This window comes from Francisella uliginis, from assembly GCF_001895265.1.
Taxonomy (GTDB): Bacteria; Pseudomonadota; Gammaproteobacteria; order Francisellales; family Francisellaceae; genus Francisella; species Francisella uliginis.
The window spans coordinates 233,220-258,627 of the sequence record NZ_CP016796.1 but is presented as its reverse complement, the minus strand read 5'-3'; the positions used below and the strand labels follow the sequence as shown (position 1 = coordinate 258,627).

Genomic DNA, 25,408 nt, shown 5'->3' with positions numbered 1-25,408 from the left:
CTTTACTAACTACTTCTTCTTAGCTTCTTTCTTAGCTACATATTCGTCTTCATAACGAACACCTTTACCTTTATAAGGTTCAGGTTTTCTATAGTCTCTAATTTCAGCTGCCACTTTACCTAAAAGCTCTTTATCAGCACTTTTAAGAACGATTTCTGTAGGAGCTGGAGTCTCTGCAGTTACACCTTGTGGTAAAGCATAAACAACTGGGTGAGAAAAACCTAATGTAAGGTTTAACTCACTACCTTGAGCTTTAGCACGGTAACCTACACCTATAATTTTTAGCTTTCTTTCAAAACCTTTGCTTACACCTTCAACCATATTGTTTAGGATAGCTCTTGCAGTACCTGATTGAGCAACTGCATTTTTACTATTATTGTTAGGTGTAACTGTTGCTTCATTATCTGCAACATTAAAAGTCACATCAGTAGAAAAAGTTTTGTTTAAAGTAGCCTTAGCTCCTTTAACTTCTACCTGATTGCCAGCAGCAACGTTGATTGTAACACCACTTGGGATAGCAACAGGTTTTTTACCTATTCTTGACATATCAAATCTCCTTGCTAACTTAAGCTACGTAGCCAATTACTTCGCCACCAACACCAAGAGCTCTTGCTTTTCTATCACTTACTAAACCTTTAGAAGTAGAGATAATAGCAACACCAAAACCACCATATACTTTAGGTAGTTCTTCGTGAGACTTATAGATTCTCAAACTTGGTCTAGAAACTCTTTTGATCATCTCGATCACAGGAGTACCAGCATGATACTTAAGCTCAATTTCTATAGAAGGATGACCTGCAGCAGTTGTACCTTTAGTACAGCTTTTAACATAGCCTTCTTTAACTAAGAAGTTTGCGATTTCCATTTTCATCTTTGAAAACGGTACAGAAACAGCTTCCTTTTCAGAAGAAAGACCATTTCTGATTCTTGTAAACATATCCGCGATAGGATCTTGCATACTCATAACTTAAAATTCCTTATTACCAACTAGCTTTCTTCAAACCAGGAACATCTCCTGCCATTGCATACTCTCTAAGCTTATTACGACATAAGCCAAATTTTCTGTATACAGCATGTGGTCTACCTGTTACTTTACATCTTCTTTGTACTCTAGAAGCTGAAGAGTTTACTGGTAGTTTTTGCAGTTTAATTTGAGCTTCCCATACTTGTTCTTCAGTAGAATTTACATCAAGAATAATAGCTTTAAGCTCAGCTCTTTTTTGAGCATATTTAGCTACTAATTTTTCTCTCTTCAATTCTCTCTGAATCATTGCTTTTTTCGCCATTTAAAACCCCAATTTAGATTAAGACTTAAAAGGAAAACCGAATGCTTTAAGCAAAGCTCTTCCTTGGTCATCATTTTTAGCTGTAGTAGTTATCGAAATATCTAAACCTCTGATTGAGTCAACTTTATCATAATCAATCTCAGGGAAAGAGATTTGCTCTCTCATACCTAAGCTGTAGTTTCCTCTACCATCAAAAGACTTAGCACTTAAACCCCTAAAATCTCTAATTCTAGGAATAGCAATTGTTATAAGTCTATCTAAAAATTCATACATACGCTCACCACGTAAAGTAACTTTACAACCGATTGGCCATCCATCACGGATTTTGAAACCAGCGATTGACTTTTTAGACTTAGTAACAACAGGCTTTTGACCAGCAATAGCTGTCAAATCATTTAATGCAAAAGTCATGATTTTTTTGTCTTTTGCAGCATCACCCACACCCATATTAAGAGTAATTTTCTCAATAGCAGGCACTTCCATTATATTATCTACATTAAGCTCGTCTTTTAACTTAGCAACAAGCTCCTTCTGATAATGATCCTTTAATCTTGCCATAAAACTTAGTCCTATAAGTCTACAAGCTCGCCATTTGATTTAAAGTAGCGAACCTTTTTCTCATCAACAAACTTATAACCCACTCTATCAGCTTTTTCAGTAGCTGGGTTAAAGATAGCAACGTTAGAAGCATCTACTGGAAGTTCTTTTTCAACAACTCCACCTTCAACACCTCTATTTGGGTTAGGCTTAATGTGTTTCTTAACAACATTAATACCTTCCACTAAAACCAAAGAACCACCTTTAGCGAATGACTTAACAACGCCTCTGCGACCTTTGTCTTTACCAGCGATAACGATTACATCATCACCTTTCTTTAATCTATTCATTACTTACACCTCAATAAATAACTATAATACTTCTGGTGCTAAAGATACGATCTTCATAAACTTCTCAGTACGAAGTTCCCTTGTTACAGGGCCAAAGATACGAGTTCCCATTGGTTGACCGTTAGCATTTAGTAGCACGGCAGCATTGCCATCAAAACGAACCTTAGAACCATCTCTTCTGCGCACACCTTTAGCTGTTCTCACAACTACAGCATTATATACAGATCCTTTCTTAGCTTTACCTCTTGGAGCAGCTTCTTTCACAGTCACTTTTATCACATCACCAATAGATGCATATCTGCGATGAGAGCCACCCAAAACTTTTATACACTCAACTCTCTTAGCGCCACTGTTATCAGCAACTTGGAGTTCTGTTTGCATTTGAATCATACAAATAACCCTTATTTATTATTAGATAAGACTGCTTGTGCATTTTTGCAGTCCGATAAATATACCAATAAACAAAAATAAAATCAAATTTATTATTTTTCTCTATAGATAATATCTACTAAACACCATTTCTTAGTTTTTGAATATGGCTTAGTTTCCTTGAACTTAATAACATCGCCCTGCTTACATTCATTCTTCTCATCATGAACATAATACTTAGTAGTTTTCTTAACGAATTTACCATATAAAGGGTGCTTAACGTATCTTTCAGCTCTTACTACTACAGTCTTATCCATAGCAACGCTAGAAACTTTACCTTCTAACAATCTAATTTTATCGCTCATCTTTCAGGCACCTATTTATTCTTTTCTGATATTATTGTATTTATACGAGCAATATCTCTTTTAGCACTTTTGAATAAGTGATTCTTTTTTAATTGCCCAGTACCCTTTTGCATACGAAGAGAAAATAATTGTTGCAATAACTCAATTTTCGCTTCTTGCAATTGGTCAATACTTTTACCTCTATAATCTTTTAAAGTATCATTTCTTTTCATTACATCACCTGCTTTTCAACAAAAGTTGTCTGCACTGGCATTTTAGCTGCCGCTCTTGCAAAAGCTTCACGCGCTAACTCTTCTTTAACACCAGTAATTTCATATAGTACACGTCCTGGTTGAATTTGAGCAACCCAATATTCAACTGAACCTTTACCTTTACCCATACGAACTTCAAGAGGCTTTTCTGTAATAGGTTTGTCCGGGAAGATTCTAATCCAAACTTTACCACCACGCTTAATGTGACGATTAATAGCTCTTCTTCCTGCTTCTATTTGTCTAGCAGTGATTCTGCCTCTAGATGTTGCTTGAAGACCAAACTCACCAAAGCTTACTTTATTACCTCTGTGAGCTAAGCCTCTATTACGCATCTTCTGCTGTTTACGAAACTTTGTACGCTTAGGCTGTAGCATTATCTAGCTCCTTTTTTATTATTTTTCTGATTCGTTTGACCAGGAAGGATTTCACCTTTATAGATCCAAACTTTAACACCGATAATACCATAAGTAGTTAAAGCTTTTGATGTAGCATAATCCACATCAGCTCTGAATGTTTGAAGAGGAACTCTACCATCTCTAGCCCACTCAGAACGTGCGATCTCAGCACCACCTAAACGACCACTTACCATGATCTTGATACCTTTAGCACCTGACTTCATAGCACCTTGCATAGCTTTTTTCATAGCTCTTCTGAACATTACTCTTTTTTCTAATTGTTGAGCAACGCTATCTGCTACTAATTTAGCATCAATTTCAGGCTTACGAACTTCTTCGATATTGATTTGAACAGGAATCCCCATTAACTTGTTAACTTCTGCACGAAGTTTTTCAACATCTTCACCCTTCTTACCAATTACAATACCAGGTCTTGCTGTATGAATTGTAATCTTAGCATTTTGAGCAGGTCTCTCAATCTGAATCTTACTAACTGCTGCTGAAGCAAGTTTTTTGTGCAAAAACTCTCTAACCTTAATATCTTCATTAAGCTTAGTAGCGTAGTCAGAAGAGTCAGCATACCAAGTTGAGTTATGCTCTTTTACTATGCCTAATCGAATTCCATTAGGATTTACTTTTTGACCCATTTTTACTACACCTCTTAATTTTTCTCAGCAACTTTCACAGTGATATGTGAAGTTCTTTTTAAAATACGATTACCACGACCTTTTGCTCTAGCTTCAAAACGCTTCATAGTAGGACCCTCATCAACAAACACTGTTGAAACAAATAAAGAATCAACATCCATTCCGTCGTTATGCTCAGCATTTGCAACAGCAGAGTTTAAAACATCCTTGATTAGAACCGCTGCTTTTTTGTTACTAAAAGTCAAAAGATTAATAGCTTTCTCTACAGGTAGACCCCTGATTTGATCAGCAACCAATCTACATTTTTGAGCTGAGATTCTTGCAAATTTTAATTTAGCTTGTACTTCCATGTATATAACCCCAACTATTTCTTCTTAGCTTTTTTATCAGCTGCATGACCACGATAGTTACGAGTTACCGCGAACTCTCCTAACTTATGACCAACCATTTCTTCAGTCATAAGAACAGGCACGTGCTGCTGACCGTTATGTACAGCTATAGTTAAACCTATCATATCTGGCACAATCAATGATCTTCTTGACCATGTTTTGATTGGCTTTTTAGAATTACTTTCTTGCGCTTCAAAAACCTTCTTTAAAAGATGATGATCTACAAAAGGTCCTTTTTTTAATGAACGAGGCACAACCTTCTCCCTAATTACTTACGTTTTTGAACAATCAACTTATTAGAACGCTTATTTTTACGCGTCTTATAACCTTTAGTAGGCACACCCCAAGGTGACACAGGATGTCTACCACCTGAAGTACGGCCTTCACCACCACCATGTGGGTGATCTACTGGGTTCATTGCAACACCTCTAACAGTAGGTCTTACACCTCTCCAGCGCTTAGCACCAGCTTTACCTAAAGATTTTAAGTTATGCTCAGAATTAGATACCACACCAATAACCGCTCTACAATCTAAAAGCACTCTTCTCATCTCACCTGATCTTAGACGAATAATTGCATATGCATTATCCTTACCGACCAACTGAGCAAAAGTACCAGCACTTCTGATCATTTGCGCACCTTTTTTTGGCTTCATTTCGATATTATGAATAACTGTACCTAGAGGGATATTTCTAAGAGGCATACAGTTACCAACAGCAACATCAACTCTTTCGCCAGAAACTACAGACATATCTTTCTTTAGTCCTTTAGGAGCGATGATGTATCTTCTTTCACCATCAGCATATAATACTAAAGCAATGTTTGCACTACGGTTAGGATCGTACTCGATTCTCTCAACCCTAGCAGTGATACCGTCCTTATTTCTTTTGAAATCAACTACACGATAGTGTTGTTTATGTCCACCACCGTGATGACGAACTGTAATTCTACCAGTATTATTTCTACCAGCTTTATTCTTCTTAACTTCAACCAAACCTTTAAATGGCTTACCTGTATGTAATTCTGTATTCTTTACGCTCACTACGTGGCGACGGCCAGGTGAAGTAGGTTTAGCTTTTTTTATTTCAATCATGATTATAAACCTTCTTTATAATTACTCTGCACCAACAAAATTGATATCATGTCCTTCAGCAAGCTTCACATAAGCTTTTTTCCAAGCTTTTGTTCTACCTTCAACACGACCAAATCTACGCGCCTTACCCTTAACATTAAGGATATTTACAGACTCAACTTTAACTTCAAAAAGCTGCTCAATAGCATTTTTTACATCTTGCTTGCTTGCAAATCTAGCAACTTCAAACACGATTGTTGAGTTTGCATCTGAAAGACCATAAGTTTTATCAGAAACATGAGGTCTTATTACAGTTTTTAATAATTTTTCTTGAGAACTCATACTAACTTCTCCTCTATTTCTTTTATAGCTTTTTTAGTGAAAACAACGTTCTCAAAGCATACTAAAGAAACCGGATTAATTTCTACAGAATCACACACTGCTACATTCTTAAGGTTTCTAGAAGATAAGTATAGATTCTCACTAAATTCTTCTACACCAACAACAAAAAGTACATCATTAACTCCTAAAGAATCAATAACTGATTTAAACTCTTTTGTCTTTGGAGTTTCTAACTTCAACTCTTCTACTACAGTCATTCTATCTGATCTTAATAACTCAGATAGGATTGACTTGATAGCACCTGAATACATTTTGCGATTAACTTTTTGCTTATAACTCTTAGGCTTAGCGGCAAATGTTACACCACCCTTTCTAAAGATAGGAGAACGGATAGTACCCGCTCTTGCTCTACCTGTACCTTTTTGTCTCCAAGGCTTAGCTCCACCACCAGATACTTCAGATCTAGTCTTTTGAGCTTTTGTACCTTGACGAGCACCTGCCATATAAGCAACAACAACCTGGTGGATCAGAGCTTCATTATAGTCTGTTGCAAAAACACCTTCTGCAACATCTACTACACCAGCCTCTGCACCAGCTAAAGATTTCATATTTAAGTCCACAACAATCTCCGGTATTTAATATTTATCTACTAACTTTTAACAGCTGGAGTAACAATGATATTGCCACCAACTGAACCTGGAATACCACCTTTTAAAAGTAATAAACCATTTTCCGCGTCCACTCTCACAACCTCAAGAGACTGAATAGTAACGTTTTCGCTACCCATGTGTCCAGCCATCTTCTTGTTCTTAAATACTCTACCTGGAGTCTGGTTTTGACCAGTAGAACCATGAACTCTGTGAGAAAGTGAGTTACCATGAGTTGCATCTTGTGTAGCAAAGTTATGACGCTTAACGCCACCTTGGAAACCTTTACCTTTAGATACTCCTCTTACATCCACTTTTTGACCTGCTTCAAATATAGTAGCTTCAACAGATGAACCAACTTCATATTCAGTAGCATTATCTATAGCGAATTCCCACAATCCTCTACCAGGCTCCACACCAGCTTTCGCATAGTGACCAGCTGTAGGTTTGTTTACATTAGAACGCTTCTTGAAACCAGTAGTTACTTGTATAGCATTATAACCATCCGTTTCAGTAGTTTTAACTTGAGTAACCTTGTTAGGCTCAACTTGAACTACTGTTACAGGAATAGAAACACCATCTTCAGTAAAAATACGAGTCATACCACATTTGCGACCAACTAATCCTAAAGACATTATTTAATCCTCTATTATTATTATATTAACCCTGTGATTACGATTGACCACAGAGACCTAATTGATTACATTTTTTGAGTTTTTCAAAAAAGTAACGTATATATTAGCTTAAACTGATCTGAACATCAACACCTGATGCTAAATCTAATTTCATTAAAGCATCTACAGTTTTGTCTGTAGGCTCAACAATATCGATCAATCTCTTGTGAGTTCTGATCTCATATTGATCTCTTGCTTTTTTATTTACGTGAGGAGAAATAAGAATTGTAAACTTCTCTTTACGTACTGGTAAAGGAATAGGTCCTTTAACCTGAGCCCCTGTTTTCTTAGCTGTATCAACAATTTCTTGAGTTGAAACATCGATAAGCTTATGATCAAAGGCTTTTAATCTAATTCTAATACGTTGATTATTTATAGCCATTTTAATTATATCCTTTTAATTATGAGTTACGTGATTTGATGATTTCATCAGCTATGTTATTTGGTACTTCAGCATATTTTTCAAACTGCATAGAGAAAGATGCTCTACCTTGGCTCATAGAACGAACATTAGTAGCATAACCAAACATTTCTGAAAGAGGAACTAGAGCATTAACAACTCTACCACTTGGGTTCTCATCCATACCTTCAATAATACCTCTTCTTCTGTTAAGGTCACCCATAACATCACCAAGATAATCTTCAGGAGTCACAACTTCTACCTTCATAATTGGCTCAAGTATACAAGCATTTGCTTTTTTAGCACCTTCTTTAAGCGCCATAGAAGCAGCAATCTTAAACGCCATCTCAGATGAGTCAACATCATGGTAAGAACCATCAAATAAAGTAGCTTTAACACCAATCATTGGGTAACCAGCTAATACACCATTCTGCATTTGCTCTTCGATACCTTTAGCAACTGAACCAATATATTCTTTTGGTACCACACCACCAACAATCTCATCAACAAACTCAAATGTCTTATCTTCACCATTTTCATCTTCTTCAACAACTAATGGCTCAAACTTAACAACAACATGACCATATTGACCGCGACCACCAGATTGGCGCACGAACTTACTATCTTGATCTACAGTTGATTTAATAGTTTCTCTGTATGCCACCTGAGGATTACCAACATTTGCTTCAACCTTGAACTCACGCTTCATACGATCAACAATAATATCCAAGTGAAGCTCACCCATACCAGAAATAATTGTTTGACCTGACTCTTCATCAGTTTTAACTCTGAAAGATGGATCCTCTGCAGCTAGCTTACCTAAGGCTATAGACATTTTTTCTTGGTCAGCTTTAGTTTTTGGCTCAACAGCAACAGAAATCACTGGCTCAGGGAATTCCATTCTTTCTAAGATAACAACATTATCTTGATCACAAAGAGTATCACCAGTAGTTACATCTTTTAGACCAATACATGCAGCGATATCACCAGCACGAACTTCTTTGATCTCTTCACGCTTGTTAGAGTGCATCTGTACAATACGACCTACACGCTCTTTTTTACCTTTAACAGGGTTATAAACAGCATCACCAGACTTAAGTACGCCTGAATAAACACGTATAAACGTTAAGTTACCAACAAACGGGTCAGTAGCTAGCTTAAACGCAAGAGCTGCAAATGGCTCATCATCAGATGAAGGACGAGAAGCTGGCTCACCATCTTGTGTTTCACACTTAATAGCAGCAACCTGGTTAGGAGCAGGTAAATAACGGATAACACCATCAAGAACAGCCTGAACACCTTTGTTCTTAAATGCTGATCCACAGAATGCAAGCACGATCTCATTATTAAGAACTCTTGTACGAAGACCTTCATGAATTTCATCTTCTGAAAGCTCGCCTTCTTCAAGATATTTTTCCATTAGCTCTTCTGAAGACTCAGCCGCAGCCTCAATCATCTCCATACGTAGCTCTTCTGCTCTATCTTGAAGCTCAGCTGGAATATCTACAAGATCATAAGTTAGACCCATATCTTCTTCATTCCACATAATAGCTTTCATCTTAACTAGATCTACAACACCTTTGAAATCTTCTTCCGCACCAATATTTAATTGAACAGGAACTACATTTGCTTTTAGTCTTGTTTTAATCTGACCACAAACTCTTTCAAAATCTGCTCCAGATCTGTCCATTTTGTTTACAAATACGATTCTTGGAACACCGTATTTGTTAGCTTGACGCCATACAGTTTCTGACTGAGGCTCAACACCTGATGAACCACAAAATACAACAACCGCACCATCTAGTACACGTAGAGAACGCTCAACTTCAATTGTAAAGTCAACGTGACCCGGAGTGTCAATAATGTTTACACGATGCTCAGGAAATTGTTGATCCATACCCGACCAGAAAGTAGTTGTAGCAGCTGAAGTAATTGTAATACCTCTTTCTTGCTCTTGCTCCATCCAGTCCATAGTAGCAGCACCATCATGTACCTCACCGATCTTATGAGAAAGACCTGTATAAAATAAGATACGCTCTGTAGTAGTTGTCTTACCTGCGTCAACGTGGGCACAGATACCGATATTTCTATATTTTTCTAAAGCTGTTTTACGAGGCATTTTCTATTCTCCTATTACCATCTAAAGTGAGCAAATGCTTTGTTAGCTTCAGCCATCTTATGAGTATCTTCTCTCTTCTTGACAGCAGCACCTCTACCTTCTACAGCTTCTAGAATTTCCGCAGCAACTCTATCACCCATAGTATTTTCTTTTCTCTTACGTGCAGCATCAATTATCCATCTCATACCCAAAGTTTGACGACGCTCTGGTCTAACTTCTACAGGTACTTGATATGTAGCACCACCAACACGGCGAGATTTAACCTCTACCATAGGGCTAACGCTTTCTAACGCATTTTCAAAAACTTCAACTTCATTAGCTGAAGCATCTTTTGCTTTGATTCTATCAAATGCACCATATACAATTTTCTCTGCTACTGATTTTTTACCATCTAGCATGATATGGTTAACAAACTTAGCAACTACCTGACTCTTATACTTAGGATCAGGTAAAATATCTCTTTTAGGAGCTCTATTTCTTCTAGACATTTTTACACCTTTTTCAAATGTTAAATTTTAAACACAAACTAAGACTTAGGACGCTTCGTACCATACTTAGAACGACCGTGCTTACGATTATTAACACCTGAAGTATCTAAAGCACCCCTAACGATGTGATAACGCACACCTGGCAAATCTTTAACCCTACCACCTCTGATAAGCACCACACTGTGCTCTTGTAGGTTATGGCCTTCACCACCAATGTAACTTGTTACCTCAAAACCGCTCGTTAATCTTACACGAGCTACTTTTCTAAGTGCTGAGTTAGGCTTCTTAGGAGTTGTAGTATAAACTCTTGTACAAACACCTCTTCTTTGAGGACAAGCCTTCAACGCAGGAACCTTAGACTTAACAACCGATCTCTTGCGAGGGTTGTTCACCAACTGATTTATAGTTGCCATTAGTTATTATTCTCCGTTTTTTTATCAGTTTTCGATTTAAATAATTTCAAATGCTAGACAAAGGCAATGCCTATGCAAAAATAGCATTAGGCAACAATAATAACAAAAAAGCAAGAAAAAGCAAAGAAAAAGTATTACTTATTGGAAGATCCAAAAACGGACTTAAATGCAACATAAAGATAATTACACATAGAATAAACTGTTAAAACCACAGCAATATACAACATCAAAAACCCTAAAAATATAAACCATGTATTAAAACTTGCATAATCAATAGACTGCCTAAAATCTATCGCTGGTTTAATTAGAAATATAAATAGCGCTGCCATCTGAGCAGTAGTTTTAACCTTCCCCCAGATACCAACCTTAACAACACTACGCTGACCTAACTCTGCCATCCATTCACGTAAAGCAGACACAAGTATTTCACGACAAATCATAATAATTGCAGGGATAGTCGCCCACCAATAAGGATACATCTCAACAAATAAGCATAAAGCTGTAGCTACGATAAGCTTATCTGCAACAGGATCTAGAAAAGCTCCCAACTTACTTGTCTGTTCCCATTTACGTGCTAGATAACCATCCAACCAATCAGTTGCAGCACCTAATAAAAATAGCGTAGCCGTGATACCATGATGATGCGGAAAATTAAAATAATAACAAATAACGATAAAAGGAATTAAAGCCAAACGCCCAAAAGTTAAAATATTAGGTATATTAAAAAACATTAAACTAAACCCCTGTATGGCCAAAACCACCAATGGCTCTAGCTGTTTCTTTTGAAAACTCATCAACAACATTAAAGGTTGCTTGAATAACAGGCACAATAACAAGCTGAGCAAATCTCATCAAAGGTTCTATTTCTACAACCTCTTGAGAGCGATTAAAACAAGAAACTTTTAATTCACCTTGATAATCAGAATCTATAAGACCCGTACCATTACCAAGTACCAAACCTTTCTTATGCCCCAACCCTGATCTTGGCAAAATCATCGCAGCATATCTTGGATCAGCAATATTAATAGCTATTCCAGTACCTATAAGCTTACATTCACCAGGATTTAAAAACACACTCTCAGAAATACATGCTTTCAGATCAACAGCTGCAGAACCCTCAGTTCCATAACTAGGCAGCTCTTTAATAATCTCTTTATTTAAAAACTTAAGTTCAATATTCATAAAAACCTCTATAAAACAAACACACCAGCCAAATATCCTAACAACACAAATACTGGCAGAGTAGGCATATAACCATCCAACCTATCAAGCAAACCACCATGGCCAGGCAAAATATTACCACTATCCTTAACCCCTGCTATACGCTTCATCATACTCTCAAACACGTCACCAACAACAGACAACACTGCAATAAGAGCTGATATTAGCACCATATAAAGATACTCTAAAGGAGTTAAGCCCATGTATAAAAGAAATATTACAGCCACCACAACAGCACAAGCCATACCACCAAGAAGACCTTCTATAGTTTTATTTGGGCTCAACCTAGGAAGCATCTTACGCTTACCAATAGCTTTACCAGTAAAATATGCGCCACTATCAGCTGCTGCAACAACTAAAATAAACATAAATATCCACGCAACATTATTACTATGCAATATATATAGACAAGCAGCAAAAGGAGCTATAGTAAACAACCCTAAAACAAGCATTTCCGTTGATGAAATAGCATTTATTTTCTCTCGCTCATACTGACTTAATCTAAATATAGCGTATAACCAAAATATAGGGAAAATATACTGCAAGTAGGTAAAGAATTCAGCAACTACAAAAGCTGCAACCACGAACACAATAAGATACTTAACCATAGCATCCTGATCAACCTTTGCTAGTCTTAACCACTCATGTGCAGACAAAAGAGCTACAAGGAAAACACCAACCCCAAATAAGTACTCAGATGCGTATAACAAAAAACTAAATACCACTACTACAAGCACAACACCTGTTATAATTCTTTCTTTCATAAATCCCTCTTATTTAACCTGCTCACCACTCTTACCAAACCTTCTTTGGCGCGAATAAAAATACTCTACAGCCCTATTCAGCTCCTTTTTAGAAAAATCTGGCCACATAACATCAGTAAAATACATCTCTGCGTATGCAAGTTGCCACAACATAAAATCACTTAAGCGGACTTCACCACTTGTGCGAATAAGTAAATCAACAGGTAGATCACCAGCAACCAAATATTTACTAAATACTTGCTCAGTTATAGCCTCTGGCAAAACTTTTTGTTTCTGAACATCGTTTACCACAGCTTTTACTGCCTCTACAATATCCCATTTACCAGCATAGTCAACAGCCAATCTTAACTCTAAACCTGTATTTTGACTCGTTAAAGACTCTGTTTCTGCAATGATATTTAAAAGCTTCTCTGAAAGTCTTGTCTTATCGCCAACAACCTTCAAAGATATATTATTTTTATGCAACTTAGGAGCTTTATCTTTGAGCGTTTTGCAGAACAAATCCATCAAGTCCTCGACTTCCTGCGCTGGTCTTAGCCAATTATCCCTACCAAAAGCAAAAAGTGTCAAAATTTCGATATTATTTTCAGCACAATACTCTATTGAAGCATCTACACTAGATATAGCATTCCTATGTCCAAAGATTCTTGGCTTTAATCTACTTTTAGCCCACCTACCATTACCATCCATAATTATGGCAATGTGTCTAAGAGTATTTTTCTTAGCCGAGATCATAATTAAATTTAGAATAAAAATTAAACTAGGTAAATAATAAGAAAGAATAGATGAAAATACAAGTTTTATTAAGAAATCTAAGCAATTAGACCTCCATTAAGTCTTGTTCCTTTTTAACTGCTAGAGCATCAGCTTGAGCAATCATTTTATCAGTGATTTTTTGGATATTATCTTCAGCTCTTTTTGCTTCATCTTCAGTTATTTCTTTTTCCTTAAGAAGCTCTTTAATATCACTATTAGCATCACGACGAATATTTCTGATAGAGATTCTGCCACTTTCTGTTTCAGACTTAACTAGCTTAACAAGCTCTCTTCTTCTTTCTTCGTTTAATGCTGGCATAGGCACTCTTAGAGAATCGCCTAAGTTAGTAGGGTTAAGACCAAGATCAGAAGTCATAATAGCCTTTTCAATCTGACCCGAAAGACCCTTCTCCCACGGAGTAATACCAAGAGTTCTCGCATCTAGAACATTTACGTTAGCAACCTGAGTAATAGGAGTAGCTGAACCATAATAGTCGATAGTTACATGAGCTAAAATATCAGGATGAGCACGACCAGTTCTAATCTTAGCTAAATCATCAGCTAAAACATCCAAAGATTTACTCATTCTGCTTTCAGCATCTTTTAGAATTTCATTTATCATATAAATAACCCCTTTAAAAATTAATTAGTCTAAAGTAACCCAAGTACCATATTTAGAATCAACAACAGCATCAACCAAAGCATTAGGCTGAGTCAAATCAAACACATATATTGGAATACCAAAATCTCTACATTGAGTAAAAGCTCCCAAATCCATAACACTCAGCTCTTTAGCAACCACTTCCGAGAAAGTAATTCTCTCAAAGCGCCTTGCATCTGAGTGCTTATTTGGATCTTTATCATACACCCCATCAACAGTTGTAGCTTTAAGTAAAGCATCTGCACCAATCTCAACAGCTCTTAAACTAGCTGTAGTATCAGTAGTTACAAATGGATTACCTGTACCACCAGCAAAGATCAAAACTTTCCCAGCAGCTAATGACTGATTAAACTCATGCGCACTAGCCACCTTAAGCAAGCCATCAACACCTTTCGCTGAAAAAACATCTGCTTCGACATTTTCACTAATAAGCATATCACGTAAAGCCAAAGCATTAATCATAGTCGCGATCATACCCATCGAGTCTGCAGTCGCCCTTTTGATCTTGTCACCAAAATTAGCCCTACCTCCTCGCAAGATATTACCACCACCAACAACTATAGCTACTTCAACACCCTGATTAGCAAGAGTTTTAATTTGATTTATAACAGGTTTTGCAGAGTCAACATTTATACCAAAACCCTGATCTGCAGATAAAGACTCTCCACTTAACTTAAGAAGAACTCTCTTAAACTTTGGAGATTTTTGAGAACATTCTGACGAATCGTTAGACATATATTAACCTTTAATTTGGCTCATCACCTCTGCAGCAAAGTCTTCTTCTTTCTTCTCGATACCTTCACCAACATCTAGACGAATAAAGCTAGCTACTTTTGCATTTTTATCTTTAAGAAGCTTTTCAACTTGGATACTTGGATCTTTAACAAAAGCTTGACCAGTTAAGCTAACTTCACCAGTAAACTTCTTCATACGACCAACAACCATCTTCTCAGCGATTTCTTTTGGCTTACCAGATTGCATAGCGATCTCAACTTGGATAGCCTTTTCTTTTTCTACAACATCTGCAGGAACATCTTCAGGATTAACATACTGAGGATTAGCAGCTGTTACATGCATAGCGATATCTTTAGCAAGTTCTTCATCACCGCCTTCTAAAGCAGCAACTACACCAATTCTACCACCGTGAACATAAGCACCTAAGTTACCAGCTTCTGTAGCTTTAACTCTACGAACTTGAATGTTCTCACCGATCTTAGCAACTAAAGCTTTTCTAGCTTCTTCAACAGTTTCACCAGTTGAAATCTTAGCTTCTAGAACTTCTTCGATAGTTTTTGCATTAGCAGCATGAGCAGCTTTCACAGCTTCTTTAGCAAATGATTTAAAACTATCATCTCTAGCAACGAAATCCGTTTCCGAGTTGATTTCAAGCAATACAGCTCTACCGTCAGCAGCATAAGCTTCGATAACACCTTCAGCAGCAACACGAGAAGCTTTCTTATCAGCTTTTGCTTGACCAGAGATTCTCATCTCTTCAGCAGCTTTTTCAATATCACCTTCAGCAGCAACTAGAGCTTTCTTACACTCCATCATGCCAGCACCAGTTCTTTCTCTAAGTTCCTTTACTAATTTAGCAGAAATATTTGACATTGTTTTATTATCCTTGTTTTGTTTCTTATGCTTCTTGTTGAGCTTCTACAGCTTCATCAGCTTTTGCTTCAATTGCTCTATCTAGACCTTGAGCATCGATAACAGCATCAGCAAACTTCTTCATATAGAAAGATATAGACTTAACAGCATCATCATTACCAGGAATGATATAATCAATACCTTCAGGGTTTGAGTTAGTATCTACGATAGATACAACTTTGATACCAAGCTTTTTAGCTTCTTGAATAGCGATATGCTCTTTGTTGCTATCAATAACAACGATAGCATCAGGAATACCACCCATCTCTTTAATACCACCAAGAACTTTCTCTAACTTCTCGATAGTTCTTAAGTTTTGAAGCATTTCTTTCTTAGTTAAAGATTCAAAAGTACCATCTTCTTTCATCTTTTCTAACTGAGCTAATCTTTTGATAGATTGTCTAACTGTTTTGTAGTTAGTAAGCATACCACCTAACCATCTGTGGCTAACGAACGGCATACCACATCTTTTAGCTTCAGTTTCTATGATATCTTGAGCTTGTCTTTTAGTACCAACAAAAAGAACCTTACCACCATTAGCAACAGTTTTACCAACAAAGTTAACAGCGTCTTGGAAAAGAGGAACTGTTTTTTCTAAATTGATGATATGTACACCATGGTTAATACCAAAGATGTATTCATTCATTTGTGGGTTCCAGAAAGCTTTTTTGTGTCCGAAGTGAACACCAGCAGATAACATTTCTTTCATTAAAGACATTTTATTAATCCTTATTTATTTGGGTTATATCTAACACTTTAAACCAGCTCAAACATCGTAAACGACACCCTTTAAGCTAGCATTATTTTGCTAAAGTGTATGATTTATTAATTAAACATTACTTATACATAAAAATATAAGCTTGCTTATTCTATCATAAGACATCCCAAAATTACAAAAATTTATTTTTAATTAGATATGAAATACATTTCGACAAAATTAATAAAAAGTTCTGCTAAAAAGTGTAAAATGCTACAATATTACAAAACTGTTAAATAATACAAGAATATGATTTCACTAATAGTTGCATATGACAAAAACCTTGGTATTGGTAAAGAGAATTCTTTAGCATGGAAACTATCCGAAGATCTTAAAAATTTCAAAAAAATCACTGAAAACAACTATATTGTAATGGGTAGAAAAACTTTTGAATCAATTGGCCGCCCTCTTCCTAATCGTAAAAACATTATTCTAACTAGAGATAAAGAATACAAGCAAGACAAGTGCCTAATAATAAATAGCACGCAAGATATCTTAAACTTTGCCAAATCAAAACCGCATTATGAAATATTTATAATAGGTGGCGCGCAAATTTACAAAGAGTTTTTGCAATATGCCGATAGATTATATATAACTGAAGTTGATACACAGATAAATGATCTTGATGCTTTCTTCCCTCAATGGGATGAATCTAAATACAAACGCATAGGTCATAAAGAATTCAAAAAAGACGATAAAAACGAGTTTGACTTTACTTTTAGTGTTTTTGAGAAAAACTAATACTTTTTTGACATCAGTCAGATATAAAATCAACAACTACACTTAGTAGCTCACTAGGTCTTTCAATATGTGGTAAATGACCAGTATTTTTAAACCTATAATACTCAGCGTTTTTGATTAATTCACAGAGAGCTCTAACATCACTCTCATAGAAAATAATATCTTTCTCACTAGCAACAACCAATGTAGGAACCTCAATTTTTGAAACCCATCTTTTAGAATCAAAACCCTCAACTGCACAACGCTGATTCTTAAATCCAATTAAACTAAAAGGATGTGGATTTGTTATCACAAGCTCGACAAGCTTCTCTATTTTCAGATCACTTATTAAAAAATCATCAGAATAAATCCATGGTAAAAAAAGTCTTGTTGCTACTTCAGGTGGCACTGCTCTAGCACTCAAAACCTCATAAAACGATTGCATAAACACGCTGTAATGTTTTGATGTTTTTGTTGCCGAATTTAATATAACTAACTTTTCACAAATCTCAGGATAATCATGTACAAGCTGCTGAGCAATAAACCCTCCCATCGATGAGCCAATAACAATCGCTTTCTCTATATCTAAATAATTACAAAGACTCTTTACATCTTTTGCCATTTGAGCAATTGAATAAGGCTCATCTGGACAATCAGTCTGCCCTGCACCTCTATTATCAAATACTATAACTTTATAATCTAGAGCAAGCTTGTTAGCAAACTCACCCCAAGCTTTATGATCTGCTCCAAAACCTCCAATCAGAATAATAGGATGCCCACAACCTTTTTCTTCATAATACATATCAATATAATTAACTCTTGCCTTAGGCACTGTCTACCTCCTATCCAAATAATCAAAAGTAAAAATACACGTATGCAGTATAATTAAAAACTAAATTCATACAAATCCCAATATAAGCTAATATATTTACCATAAAGCAGTTTATGTCTAATTTGTGCTTTTGATTTGTATATAATAGTCTATTAGCTAAGGTATTATAGTAAAATTTTTCAGTAGACATAAAAAAAGCCACTTTAAGTGGCTTTTTAAATTTGGCATCCCGTAGGGGATTCGAACCCCTGTTGCCGCCGTGAAAGGGCGGTGTCCTAGGCCTCTAGACGAACGGGACATAAGACTTTAAGTCACTGTTTCCAGCGATATGAGATGTATTATAATGACTTTTAAAACTTAGTCAAGGTTTTTGTAAAAAATAATTAATATTTTTTAGTACTTCGCGTGAAACAACAGTTTTTTACAGTCTAGCAAAAAAATACTTTATTAGATAACTTGCTACAGCAGATTAAAAATGATAATAATGGCTATATTTTGCCATTAAATTATTGACTATTTATTAATAGGATATTAGTTGTTAGCAATATTATTTATTGCGTTAGATATTCTTGAAATGACCTTTTCTTTACCTAATAATTTCAGCGTAATCCCAATATCTGGCGACTGTCCAGAACCTGTAATAGCAACACGTAGTGGCATACCAACCTTACCCATACCAACTTCACATTGCTCTGCAGTATTACCAACGATATGATGTAATTCTTGTGGATCTTGCCATTGCTCTGAGCTTAAAGCTTCAAATTTTTCTAGAGCTACCTTCAATATACTTCCAGTTGCAGCTTTAAAATGTTTCTTAACCGCTTTTTCATCATACTGAATATCATCACTATAAAAATAACTAGACTTCTCAGCAAGCTCAACTAAAGTATCAACCTTTTCAGCCATTACAGCAACAAGCTCTTGTAAATCTGGACCATTATTAATATCTAAACCTAATTTTGAAAAATGATACTCAACTTCTGAACGAATATCTTCAAACTTAGATTCTTTAATATAGTGTTTATTTATCCATTTAAGTTTCTCAAAATCAAAGCGTGATGGTGAGGCACTAATATGCTCTAAATTAAAACTTTTTATCATTTCTTCAAGAGAGAAAATCTCTTGATCACCATGTGACCAACCTAACCTAACAAGATAGTTAAGCATTGCTTGAGGTAAATAACCATCTTCACGATATGCCATTACATTCACAGCTCCATGACGCTTAGATAGTTTTGCCCCATCTGGACCAAGAATCATTGGCACATGAGCAAATACTGGAATATTAGCGTTTAATGCTTTGTAAATATTGATTTGCTTAGGAGTATTATTAACATGATCATCACCACGAATAACATGAGTAATAGCCATATCCATGTCATCTACAACAACACAAAAATTATAAGTTGGTGACCCATCTGCTCTTTGAATAATCATATCATCTAACTCTTGGTTCGCTATTGAGATCTTACCTTTTACCGCATCATCCCAACTTACTACGCCATCTTTAGGATTCTTAAATCTTATAACAAAACTCTCACCCTCTTTAGGTACATAGTTTTCATCACGACACTTACTATCATAGCCAGTTTTAAGATTATTTGCTTGTTGATATTCTCTTAGCTCATCTAACCTTTCTTTAGAACAGCTACAGTAGTACGCCTTGCCTTCGGCTATAAGTTGCTCAACAACTTCTTTATATCTATCAAAACGCTTAGTTTGGTAGTAAGTTTCACCATCGTTTTTTAGACCTAACCACTTCATGCCATCTAAAATTGCATCTACTGCCTCTTGAGTAGATCTTTCTAAATCAGTGTCTTCGATTCGAAGAATAAATTTGCCATGATTTTTTTTTGCATATAACCAACTAAATAATGCTGTACGCACTCCACCAACGTGTAAAAAGCCAGTTGGGCTCGGTGCAAATCTTGTTGTAACCATAATTAAATACCTTAGAAATAAAAAATTGTTTAAAGATTAAACCAGAAGGTAGATTGTTTCAAGATTTTAAGAATTAATTTACTTAATAAAGTAACTACATATAAATGTTATTGTAGTTAAGAAAATATAATCTAACAATTAAGATTTATCAAAAGATATCTAAACACACTTAGAGCAAATACCACGAATTTCCATACTCCAACTATGAACTAGAAATGATTCTTTTTCACTAATCTCAGCTGATATACGTTTGTCATCAACACATGTCTCTTTAGTCATACCACACTTTTCACAAATAATTATCTGTGTCCCTTTATGTTTATGATTAAAGTTACATGCTATATAGCAATTCATACTTTCAACCCTATGTATGAATCCATGCTTTAACCAAAAATCAATCGCCCTATAAATAGTTGGTGGTTTTGTATCTTTTGCTATAGATAAAAGCCTTAAAATATCATAAGCCGTAAGTGGAGCTTTTTGTTTAACTATTGCTTCTAAAACACGTTTCCTAGGTTCTGTAAACCTGTGCTTATAAGACTTACAATATATTTCAGCCTGCTTTATCAGATCCATATAACTTATTTTAAATATATTTTAATGTCTAAGTATAAACTAATAATCTTAACTTTTACAAACTGTTATATTGTAACACTTTATGTTTTTGTGTATTATTCACATAAAATTTAATAATATAAGAGTTGAAGTAATAAATGAAATTACCTGTTACAGTGCTATCTGGTTTTTTAGGAGCTGGTAAAACTACATTATTAAGTAATATCCTTAATAATGCTAATGGTCTTAAAGTAGCAATGATCGTCAATGATATGAATGAAATAAATATTGACGCTGAACTAATCAAAAATCATGACTCACATATCTCAAAAACTGAAGCAAAAATGGTTGAGCTCAGTAATGGTTGTATCTGTTGTACTCTGCGTGAAGATTTATTAGTAGAGGTAGAACAGTTAGCAAAATCACAGAAATATGACTACCTAATTATCGAAAGTACAGGTATTTCTGAGCCTTTACCTGTGGCTACAACTTTTGAATTTAGAGATGAAGACGGTAAAAGCTTAGCAGATGTTGCTTATATTGACACAATGGTTACAGTAGTTGATAGTGTCAACTTCATGAATCACTATAGCTCTTCTGAATATCTAAAAAATACTGGCGAAAGCTTAGGCGATGAAGATGATCGAGCAATAGTTGATCTTATGGTTGAACAAATAGAATTTGCAAACGTTATAATCTTAAACAAAGTTGATAATTGTTCAGCAAAAGATAAGCAAACTATTAAGTCTATAATCAAAGGCTTAAATATTGATGCTGAAATTATAGAAACAAATTTCTCAAAAGTTGATATAAATAAAGTTGTAAATACTAAAAAGTTTGATTTGGAAGAAGCTGAAAATCACCCTTTATGGAGTAAAGAACTATATAACTTCAAAGAGCATGTACCAGAAACCGAAGAATATGGTATTAGATCTTTTGTTTATCACTCAATAAACCCTTTTGACCCTGAAAAGATAATGAACTTTTTTAATAATGTTGACTGGCCGGGAGTTGTGCGAGCAAAAGGTTTCTTTTGGTTAGCTACAAGACCTGATTATGTTGGTGAAATTTCTCAAGCAGGTGCTTTAGTTAGACATCAAGGTATGGGTATGTGGTGGGCTGGTATTGACAAAGATCAATGGCCAAATACTCCAGAATTTCAACAGATGCTAAAAGATCGATGGAATAAGGTAAGTGGAGATAGAAGACAAGAAATCGTATTCATTGGTCTAAAAGATCAAATGAAAGATGATCAAATTAAAGCTGCTTTAGATGAATGTCTAATAAAAGACTATTGGGATAATCCACGAGGATATTCTAATTTATCAGACCCATTCCCAGCATGGTTTCAAGAACAGTAAATATAAGGAAGTAAAATGTATAACTTTAATATTATAGCTGCGATACTAATTTTTTTTGTAACAGTTATATTTGGAATATTTCCATTTGTCAAAAAAGCAACAAATCCCGAAGGTTTTAAATTCCCTATTGGTGAGGCCTTAGCAAGTGGTGTTTTTTTAGGGGCTGGACTAATTCATATGCTAGGAGATTCTGCTAGTGATTTCTTTAGTTTGAAAATAGACTATCCATATCCATTTATGATAGCAGGCGTTACAATATTATTTTTCTTATTCATGGAGCATGTTGGCGGATCATTAGCAAAAAGCAATAAGGGAAATTCATCTTTTATGGCTATAATGGCAACTATTATGCTATCAATTCATAGCTTCCTTGCTGGCGCTGCTTTAGGAGTTTCACCTCAATTAAGCGTAGCCATAATAGTTCTTTTAGCAGTCATAGCGCATAAGTGGGCTGCTAGTCTAGCATTATCAATAGTAATTAATAAATCAAATTTGCAATTTCTTACTAGGTTTTTACTATTCTTTGGTTTTACATTAATGGGCCCTATAGGAATTTTATTCGGCGCAAATGTTCAAAGCCATGTTTCAAATCCATATATTGAACCAACAATAACAGCAATAGCTGCTGGTACATTTATATATATGGGTACTTTACATGGATTAGAAAGATCAATACTTATAAAAGACTGTTGTAATACTAAGCAATATACATTTGTAATAATTGGTTTTGCTCTTATGGCTATAGTCGCTATTTGGGCATAACTTCTAAGTTATATTTTCTTAAAGAAAATGACGCTATGCTAAAATAGATACACTTGAGTTTAATATAGTTTAAAATGTTTATTAGTATAAAACTCTAAATCAATATTTAGATATAAATACTAGATTCATAAAACTCAAGGAGGTATTTATGTCCTTTTACTCTATCCAAGATGAACTTCTAGAGAACTATAAATCTAAAGTTGAACTTAAATATAAAATGCTCAATGGTCTTTTTCTAAGTACTCCTCTTGATAAAAAACATAATGCAAACTTTAAATTAGCAACATTTGCTAATATCTGCAAAAGTGAGCTAAAAAATGGTAAAGACCCGATAGAAATTATTGAAAACATATATCCTGAGATGTCAGAAGAAGAAAAACTCGAGACATTCATAAAATTTATCCGTTATATAGAGAGACAAATAGTCTTAGTCGATGCCTTAGAAGAAGCTGCTTATGCTAAAACACATGATCTAAATGGTGAATATAGTATCACTAGATTAACTAGAAGAGTAGAAAGACACAATAAGCAGAACTCTTTAAATAAGGCCCTAAAAGAGTATAAAACAAGGCTTGTTCTTACAGCACACCCTACCCAGTTTTATGCCAAACTAGTGTTACCTATTATTCATGATCTTAAGAAAGCTATCACAGATAATGATATAAATAAAATTCAAGATATTTTCCTACAGATGGGAAAAACTAAGTTTAGTAACAAGACTAAACCTACTCCAGAAGGCGAAGCAATATCAATCATATGGTACTTAAATAATATTTTTTATAATACTATCCCCAAAATTCAGCATAAACTAACTAATGATAATACCAATATTGAGCTTGGATTCTGGCCTGGAGGTGATAGAGATGGTAATCCATTTGTGACCGCAAAAGTAACTAAAAGAGTATCTAAACATTTAAGAGTAAGTATTTTTGATTGCTATAACAAAGATCTAAAAAAACTTATTAAAAAACTAACTTTTGAAAATGTTCATGATGAACTCACAAAGATTAGAAAAAAACTAAAAGCTAATAGATATTCTTCAGCACAAGAATTCTTAAATGAGTTAGTTAAAATAAAAAAAGTTGTTGACACACAGTACGACTCATTATTTGTTGATAGACTTGATAATTTGATTTTAAAGGTAAAGATCTTCGGTTTTCATTTTGCAAAATTAGATGTTCGTCAGAATGCTAGAATACATAAACAATTCTTCACAGAGGTTTTTAAAGAAAACTATAGTTTAGACTATGAAACGCTCAAAGAAACACAAAAAATCAAGCTTCTAATTAAGCTTGCTAAACAAAAAAGCTTTGCAGAGCTAGAACATAGTAGCGAGTTAGCTAAAGAACTGATAGAAACTATTGCGACTATACAATATATCCAGCAACAAAATGGCTATGAAGCTATAGAAAGATATATCATTAGCAATGCTGACTCTACCGTAAGTATCTTAGAAGTTTTAACAATATTCGAACTTTTTAATAAGAATACTAAAGGTCAAGATAAAATCAAAATCGAAGTTGTTCCATTATTTGAAACTATGGAAGATTTAAAAAACTCAACGCAAATCTTAGATGATTTACTAAAAATAAAACTCTATACAGATAACTTAAAAATCTGGCAAAACACGCAAACAATTATGCTTGGATTCTCTGATGGCACAAAAGATGGTGGTTATTTTATGGCTAACTGGTCAATCCTTGAGGCTAAACGAGCCCTAAGTAAATACCTTAGCTCTAAAGGGATCAAACCTATCTTTTTTGATGGTCGTGGTGGCCCTCCTTCACGCGGAGGTGGTGATATGTTTTTATTCTATAGAGGTTTATCAAACGTAGTTTCAAATCATGATGTTCAAGTAACCATCCAGGGACAAAGCATATCATCTAAATTTGGTAATTCTGATAGTGCTCAGTATAACCTAGAGCAGATTCTCACATCAGGTCTATATGGCAAGCTAAACCTACATAATGCGCATAAATTAAACTCTACAGAGCTTAATCTTATAAATGAGCTAGGTAAACTGTCTTTTGATACATATATAGGCCTTAAGAATCACCCTCAGTTTATAGATTACCTAACAGAAGTAACTCCTCTTAAGTATATTAGTGAGATGAATGTAGGCTCGCGCCCATCAAAGAGAAACTCTGGAGATAAGATCAAGCTAGATGATTTACGAGCTATTCCTTATGGTGCTGCCTGGACACAAATGAGACAAAGCATCTTGGCATTTTATGGGCTTGGAACAGCAATAAACAGAGTGGTCAAAAAAGATCCTGACAATCTAGATTTGATCCAAAAGATATATAAGCGCTCACTTATAATCAAAGGAATATTTGATAATGCTCTACAAAGTATCGTCCAAACAAATTTCAATATGACTAAACATATAAGTAAAGACCCTAAGTATAGTGATTTTTGGCAACAAATACACAATGAGCACGCTCTAGCGAAAGAGTACTTATTGGCAGTAACAGGTAAAAATGAAGATTTTTTACACGCAAACCCTGTCAAAGAAAGATCTATAAAAATGAGAGATGATATTACCCTACCTCTAGTTATATTGCAGCAATATGCACTTAGCGCTCTAAGGAAAAATTCTAATCATAAATACAAAAATCTTCTAAATACTATAATCAAGAAATCCTTAGCTGCGAATATTAATGCAAACCAAAATTCTATATAAATCC

At 35.0% G+C, this 25,408-nt stretch carries 35 protein-coding genes and 1 tRNA gene; 4 read left to right on the top strand and 32 right to left on the bottom strand.

Features of this window, described 5'->3' with window-relative positions:
• Nucleotides 1–9: 9 nt before the first annotated feature.
• The 28 genes from rplF to rpsB all read right to left on the bottom strand — a co-directional run bounded on the left by rplF (nucleotide 10) and on the right by rpsB (nucleotide 16,511).
• Nucleotides 10–546, bottom strand: a complete 537-nt coding sequence (rplF, locus tag F7310_RS01330) for a 50S ribosomal protein L6 (RefSeq protein ID WP_072711277.1) — start codon at nucleotides 544–546, stop codon at nucleotides 10–12.
• 19 nt (nucleotides 547–565) lie between these two features.
• A complete protein-coding gene (gene rpsH / locus F7310_RS01325) occupies nucleotides 566–964 on the bottom strand; it encodes a 30S ribosomal protein S8 (protein ID WP_072711276.1) in 399 nt (132 codons plus the stop codon).
• Nucleotides 965–980: 16 nt separating this feature from the next.
• Entirely contained in the window at nucleotides 981–1,286 is a 306-nt protein-coding gene (rpsN, locus tag F7310_RS01320; RefSeq protein ID WP_072711275.1) for a 30S ribosomal protein S14, read from the bottom strand.
• Nucleotides 1,287–1,304: 18 nt separating this feature from the next.
• Complete coding sequence (gene rplE, locus F7310_RS01315) at nucleotides 1,305–1,844, bottom strand: 50S ribosomal protein L5 (RefSeq protein WP_072711274.1); 540 nt, start codon at nucleotides 1,842–1,844, stop codon at nucleotides 1,305–1,307.
• An 11-nt stretch (nucleotides 1,845–1,855) separates the two neighbouring features.
• Nucleotides 1,856–2,173 (bottom strand): 50S ribosomal protein L24, encoded by a 318-nt coding sequence (gene rplX, locus F7310_RS01310; protein ID WP_072711273.1) that lies wholly within the window; start codon nucleotides 2,171–2,173, stop codon nucleotides 1,856–1,858.
• A gap of 21 nt (nucleotides 2,174–2,194) precedes the next feature.
• Entirely contained in the window at nucleotides 2,195–2,563 is a 369-nt protein-coding gene (gene rplN, locus F7310_RS01305; protein ID WP_040010096.1) for a 50S ribosomal protein L14, read from the bottom strand.
• A gap of 92 nt (nucleotides 2,564–2,655) precedes the next feature.
• On the bottom strand, nucleotides 2,656–2,907 hold the full coding sequence (gene rpsQ / locus F7310_RS01300) for a 30S ribosomal protein S17 (RefSeq protein ID WP_072711272.1): 252 nt from the start codon (nucleotides 2,905–2,907) through the stop codon (nucleotides 2,656–2,658).
• An 11-nt stretch (nucleotides 2,908–2,918) separates the two neighbouring features.
• Nucleotides 2,919–3,119 (bottom strand): 50S ribosomal protein L29, encoded by a 201-nt coding sequence (rpmC, locus tag F7310_RS01295; protein WP_072711271.1) that lies wholly within the window; start codon nucleotides 3,117–3,119, stop codon nucleotides 2,919–2,921.
• Entirely contained in the window at nucleotides 3,119–3,532 is a 414-nt protein-coding gene (gene rplP, locus F7310_RS01290) for a 50S ribosomal protein L16 (protein ID WP_072711270.1), read from the bottom strand. Before rplP ends, rpmC begins: the two co-directional genes overlap by 1 nt.
• Nucleotides 3,532–4,200 (bottom strand): 30S ribosomal protein S3, encoded by a 669-nt coding sequence (rpsC, locus tag F7310_RS01285; RefSeq protein WP_072711269.1) that lies wholly within the window; start codon nucleotides 4,198–4,200, stop codon nucleotides 3,532–3,534. The genes rplP and rpsC overlap by 1 nt, the downstream gene beginning before the upstream one ends.
• 14 nt (nucleotides 4,201–4,214) lie before the next feature.
• The gene (gene rplV / locus F7310_RS01280; protein ID WP_072711268.1) at nucleotides 4,215–4,550 is read right to left on the bottom strand and encodes a 50S ribosomal protein L22; all 336 of its coding nucleotides are present in this window, start codon (nucleotides 4,548–4,550) and stop codon (nucleotides 4,215–4,217) included.
• Nucleotides 4,551–4,564: 14 nt separating this feature from the next.
• Nucleotides 4,565–4,843 (bottom strand): 30S ribosomal protein S19, encoded by a 279-nt coding sequence (gene rpsS, locus F7310_RS01275; protein ID WP_004286613.1) that lies wholly within the window; start codon nucleotides 4,841–4,843, stop codon nucleotides 4,565–4,567.
• Between the two features lie 14 nt (nucleotides 4,844–4,857).
• On the bottom strand, nucleotides 4,858–5,682 hold the full coding sequence (gene rplB, locus F7310_RS01270; protein ID WP_072711267.1) for a 50S ribosomal protein L2: 825 nt from the start codon (nucleotides 5,680–5,682) through the stop codon (nucleotides 4,858–4,860).
• Nucleotides 5,683–5,703: 21 nt separating this feature from the next.
• On the bottom strand, nucleotides 5,704–6,003 hold the full coding sequence (rplW, locus tag F7310_RS01265) for a 50S ribosomal protein L23 (RefSeq protein ID WP_072711266.1): 300 nt from the start codon (nucleotides 6,001–6,003) through the stop codon (nucleotides 5,704–5,706).
• On the bottom strand, nucleotides 6,000–6,623 hold the full coding sequence (gene rplD / locus F7310_RS01260) for a 50S ribosomal protein L4 (RefSeq protein ID WP_072711265.1): 624 nt from the start codon (nucleotides 6,621–6,623) through the stop codon (nucleotides 6,000–6,002). Before rplD ends, rplW begins: the two co-directional genes overlap by 4 nt.
• 29 nt (nucleotides 6,624–6,652) lie before the next feature.
• Nucleotides 6,653–7,285 carry a 50S ribosomal protein L3 gene (gene rplC / locus F7310_RS01255; protein ID WP_072711264.1) on the bottom strand — a complete coding sequence of 211 codons (633 nt, stop codon included), beginning with the start codon at nucleotides 7,283–7,285 and terminating at the stop codon, nucleotides 6,653–6,655.
• 103 nt (nucleotides 7,286–7,388) lie between these two features.
• Nucleotides 7,389–7,706, bottom strand: a complete 318-nt coding sequence (rpsJ, locus tag F7310_RS01250) for a 30S ribosomal protein S10 (protein WP_088771920.1) — start codon at nucleotides 7,704–7,706, stop codon at nucleotides 7,389–7,391.
• A 19-nt stretch (nucleotides 7,707–7,725) separates the two neighbouring features.
• Nucleotides 7,726–9,843 (bottom strand): elongation factor G, encoded by a 2,118-nt coding sequence (gene fusA, locus F7310_RS01245; protein WP_072711263.1) that lies wholly within the window; start codon nucleotides 9,841–9,843, stop codon nucleotides 7,726–7,728.
• A gap of 14 nt (nucleotides 9,844–9,857) precedes the next feature.
• On the bottom strand, nucleotides 9,858–10,331 hold the full coding sequence (rpsG, locus tag F7310_RS01240; RefSeq protein WP_072711262.1) for a 30S ribosomal protein S7: 474 nt from the start codon (nucleotides 10,329–10,331) through the stop codon (nucleotides 9,858–9,860).
• Between the two features lie 38 nt (nucleotides 10,332–10,369).
• Nucleotides 10,370–10,744, bottom strand: coding sequence for a 30S ribosomal protein S12 (gene rpsL / locus F7310_RS01235; RefSeq protein ID WP_003035357.1), 375 nt, complete (start codon nucleotides 10,742–10,744; stop codon nucleotides 10,370–10,372).
• Nucleotides 10,745–10,878: 134 nt separating this feature from the next.
• The gene (pgsA, locus tag F7310_RS01230; protein ID WP_072711261.1) at nucleotides 10,879–11,475 is read right to left on the bottom strand and encodes a CDP-diacylglycerol--glycerol-3-phosphate 3-phosphatidyltransferase; all 597 of its coding nucleotides are present in this window, start codon (nucleotides 11,473–11,475) and stop codon (nucleotides 10,879–10,881) included.
• 4 nt (nucleotides 11,476–11,479) lie between these two features.
• Nucleotides 11,480–11,926, bottom strand: coding sequence for a dUTP diphosphatase (gene dut / locus F7310_RS01225; protein WP_072711260.1), 447 nt, complete (start codon nucleotides 11,924–11,926; stop codon nucleotides 11,480–11,482).
• An 8-nt stretch (nucleotides 11,927–11,934) separates the two neighbouring features.
• Nucleotides 11,935–12,729, bottom strand: a complete 795-nt coding sequence (locus F7310_RS01220) for a phosphatidate cytidylyltransferase (protein WP_072711259.1) — start codon at nucleotides 12,727–12,729, stop codon at nucleotides 11,935–11,937.
• Nucleotides 12,730–12,738: 9 nt separating this feature from the next.
• Complete coding sequence (gene uppS, locus F7310_RS01215) at nucleotides 12,739–13,464, bottom strand: polyprenyl diphosphate synthase (RefSeq protein ID WP_072711258.1); 726 nt, start codon at nucleotides 13,462–13,464, stop codon at nucleotides 12,739–12,741.
• 85 nt (nucleotides 13,465–13,549) lie between these two features.
• Nucleotides 13,550–14,107, bottom strand: a complete 558-nt coding sequence (gene frr / locus F7310_RS01210; protein WP_072711257.1) for a ribosome recycling factor — start codon at nucleotides 14,105–14,107, stop codon at nucleotides 13,550–13,552.
• A 24-nt stretch (nucleotides 14,108–14,131) separates the two neighbouring features.
• Nucleotides 14,132–14,881: a UMP kinase gene (gene pyrH / locus F7310_RS01205; RefSeq protein ID WP_072711256.1), complete on the bottom strand. Its 750-nt coding sequence runs from the start codon at nucleotides 14,879–14,881 to the stop codon at nucleotides 14,132–14,134.
• 3 nt (nucleotides 14,882–14,884) lie between these two features.
• Nucleotides 14,885–15,754 carry a translation elongation factor Ts gene (gene tsf / locus F7310_RS01200; RefSeq protein ID WP_072711255.1) on the bottom strand — a complete coding sequence of 290 codons (870 nt, stop codon included), beginning with the start codon at nucleotides 15,752–15,754 and terminating at the stop codon, nucleotides 14,885–14,887.
• Nucleotides 15,755–15,779: 25 nt separating this feature from the next.
• Complete coding sequence (gene rpsB / locus F7310_RS01195) at nucleotides 15,780–16,511, bottom strand: 30S ribosomal protein S2 (protein WP_072711254.1); 732 nt, start codon at nucleotides 16,509–16,511, stop codon at nucleotides 15,780–15,782.
• A gap of 288 nt (nucleotides 16,512–16,799) precedes the next feature.
• Here rpsB and F7310_RS01190 point away from each other — a divergent pair, with 288 nt between their 5' ends.
• Nucleotides 16,800–17,291: a dihydrofolate reductase gene (locus F7310_RS01190; protein ID WP_072711253.1), complete on the top strand. Its 492-nt coding sequence runs from the start codon at nucleotides 16,800–16,802 to the stop codon at nucleotides 17,289–17,291.
• Between the two features lie 13 nt (nucleotides 17,292–17,304).
• Here F7310_RS01190 and F7310_RS01185 read toward each other — a convergent pair whose 3' ends face one another.
• From F7310_RS01185 to F7310_RS01170, 4 genes are all read right to left on the bottom strand, one after another.
• Entirely contained in the window at nucleotides 17,305–18,102 is a 798-nt protein-coding gene (locus F7310_RS01185; protein WP_072711252.1) for an alpha/beta fold hydrolase, read from the bottom strand.
• Between the two features lie 222 nt (nucleotides 18,103–18,324).
• A tRNA-Glu gene (locus tag F7310_RS01180) sits at nucleotides 18,325–18,400 on the bottom strand.
• Between the two features lie 233 nt (nucleotides 18,401–18,633).
• Nucleotides 18,634–20,043: a glutamate--tRNA ligase gene (gene gltX, locus F7310_RS01175; protein ID WP_072711251.1), complete on the bottom strand. Its 1,410-nt coding sequence runs from the start codon at nucleotides 20,041–20,043 to the stop codon at nucleotides 18,634–18,636.
• Between the two features lie 159 nt (nucleotides 20,044–20,202).
• Complete coding sequence (locus tag F7310_RS01170) at nucleotides 20,203–20,619, bottom strand: Fur family transcriptional regulator (RefSeq protein WP_072711250.1); 417 nt, start codon at nucleotides 20,617–20,619, stop codon at nucleotides 20,203–20,205.
• 137 nt (nucleotides 20,620–20,756) lie between these two features.
• On the opposite strand from F7310_RS01170, the gene F7310_RS01165 reads away from it, so the two are divergent.
• The 3 genes from F7310_RS01165 to F7310_RS01155 all read left to right on the top strand — a co-directional run bounded on the left by F7310_RS01165 (nucleotide 20,757) and on the right by F7310_RS01155 (nucleotide 25,404).
• Nucleotides 20,757–21,959, top strand: coding sequence for a GTP-binding protein (locus F7310_RS01165; RefSeq protein WP_072711249.1), 1,203 nt, complete (start codon nucleotides 20,757–20,759; stop codon nucleotides 21,957–21,959).
• Nucleotides 21,960–21,974: 15 nt separating this feature from the next.
• On the top strand, nucleotides 21,975–22,721 hold the full coding sequence (locus F7310_RS01160) for a ZIP family metal transporter (RefSeq protein WP_072711248.1): 747 nt from the start codon (nucleotides 21,975–21,977) through the stop codon (nucleotides 22,719–22,721).
• A 148-nt stretch (nucleotides 22,722–22,869) separates the two neighbouring features.
• A complete protein-coding gene (locus F7310_RS01155; RefSeq protein ID WP_072711247.1) occupies nucleotides 22,870–25,404 on the top strand; it encodes a phosphoenolpyruvate carboxylase in 2,535 nt (844 codons plus the stop codon).
• The last annotated feature ends 4 nt before the right edge of the window (nucleotides 25,405–25,408 follow it).

Coding starts and splice junctions, on each gene's coding strand:
- rplW (WP_072711266.1), bottom strand. CDS start 6,003: ATGAGTTCTCAAGAAAAATTATTAAAAACTGTAATAAGACCTCATGTT.
- rpsJ (WP_088771920.1), bottom strand. CDS start 7,706: ATGGCTATAAATAATCAACGTATTAGAATTAGATTAAAAGCCTTTGAT.
- pgsA (WP_072711261.1), bottom strand. CDS start 11,475: ATGTTTTTTAATATACCTAATATTTTAACTTTTGGGCGTTTGGCTTTA.
- rplB (WP_072711267.1), bottom strand. CDS start 5,682: ATGATTGAAATAAAAAAAGCTAAACCTACTTCACCTGGCCGTCGCCAC.
- rplX (WP_072711273.1), bottom strand. CDS start 2,173: ATGAATAGATTAAAGAAAGGTGATGATGTAATCGTTATCGCTGGTAAA.
- rplC (WP_072711264.1), bottom strand. CDS start 7,285: ATGTCTTTAGGATTAGTTGGTCGCAAATGTGGTATGACTCGTATTTTT.
- F7310_RS01170 (WP_072711250.1), bottom strand. CDS start 20,619: ATGGATCTGATAAAGCAGGCTGAAATATATTGTAAGTCTTATAAGCAC.
- rpsH (WP_072711276.1), bottom strand. CDS start 964: ATGAGTATGCAAGATCCTATCGCGGATATGTTTACAAGAATCAGAAAT.
- dut (WP_072711260.1), bottom strand. CDS start 11,926: ATGAATATTGAACTTAAGTTTTTAAATAAAGAGATTATTAAAGAGCTG.
- rpsC (WP_072711269.1), bottom strand. CDS start 4,200: ATGGGTCAAAAAGTAAATCCTAATGGAATTCGATTAGGCATAGTAAAA.
- rpmC (WP_072711271.1), bottom strand. CDS start 3,119: ATGAAAAGAAATGATACTTTAAAAGATTATAGAGGTAAAAGTATTGAC.
- frr (WP_072711257.1), bottom strand. CDS start 14,107: ATGATAAATGAAATTCTAAAAGATGCTGAAAGCAGAATGAGTAAATCT.
- gltX (WP_072711251.1), bottom strand. CDS start 20,043: ATGGTTACAACAAGATTTGCACCGAGCCCAACTGGCTTTTTACACGTT.
- uppS (WP_072711258.1), bottom strand. CDS start 13,464: ATGATCTCGGCTAAGAAAAATACTCTTAGACACATTGCCATAATTATG.
- F7310_RS01190 (WP_072711253.1), top strand. CDS start 16,800: ATGATTTCACTAATAGTTGCATATGACAAAAACCTTGGTATTGGTAAA.
- rpsL (WP_003035357.1), bottom strand. CDS start 10,744: ATGGCAACTATAAATCAGTTGGTGAACAACCCTCGCAAGAGATCGGTT.
- rplV (WP_072711268.1), bottom strand. CDS start 4,550: ATGGAAGTACAAGCTAAATTAAAATTTGCAAGAATCTCAGCTCAAAAA.
- F7310_RS01165 (WP_072711249.1), top strand. CDS start 20,757: ATGAAATTACCTGTTACAGTGCTATCTGGTTTTTTAGGAGCTGGTAAA.
- F7310_RS01155 (WP_072711247.1), top strand. CDS start 22,870: ATGTCCTTTTACTCTATCCAAGATGAACTTCTAGAGAACTATAAATCT.
- rpsB (WP_072711254.1), bottom strand. CDS start 16,511: ATGTCTTTAATGAAAGAAATGTTATCTGCTGGTGTTCACTTCGGACAC.
- fusA (WP_072711263.1), bottom strand. CDS start 9,843: ATGCCTCGTAAAACAGCTTTAGAAAAATATAGAAATATCGGTATCTGT.
- F7310_RS01220 (WP_072711259.1), bottom strand. CDS start 12,729: ATGAAAGAAAGAATTATAACAGGTGTTGTGCTTGTAGTAGTGGTATTT.
- rpsN (WP_072711275.1), bottom strand. CDS start 1,286: ATGGCGAAAAAAGCAATGATTCAGAGAGAATTGAAGAGAGAAAAATTA.
- rplF (WP_072711277.1), bottom strand. CDS start 546: ATGTCAAGAATAGGTAAAAAACCTGTTGCTATCCCAAGTGGTGTTACA.
- pyrH (WP_072711256.1), bottom strand. CDS start 14,881: ATGTCTAACGATTCGTCAGAATGTTCTCAAAAATCTCCAAAGTTTAAG.
- rplN (WP_040010096.1), bottom strand. CDS start 2,563: ATGATTCAAATGCAAACAGAACTCCAAGTTGCTGATAACAGTGGCGCT.
- rplE (WP_072711274.1), bottom strand. CDS start 1,844: ATGGCAAGATTAAAGGATCATTATCAGAAGGAGCTTGTTGCTAAGTTA.
- rpsQ (WP_072711272.1), bottom strand. CDS start 2,907: ATGAGCGATAAAATTAGATTGTTAGAAGGTAAAGTTTCTAGCGTTGCT.
- rplP (WP_072711270.1), bottom strand. CDS start 3,532: ATGCTACAGCCTAAGCGTACAAAGTTTCGTAAACAGCAGAAGATGCGT.
- rpsG (WP_072711262.1), bottom strand. CDS start 10,331: ATGTCTAGAAGAAATAGAGCTCCTAAAAGAGATATTTTACCTGATCCT.
- F7310_RS01160 (WP_072711248.1), top strand. CDS start 21,975: ATGTATAACTTTAATATTATAGCTGCGATACTAATTTTTTTTGTAACA.
- tsf (WP_072711255.1), bottom strand. CDS start 15,754: ATGTCAAATATTTCTGCTAAATTAGTAAAGGAACTTAGAGAAAGAACT.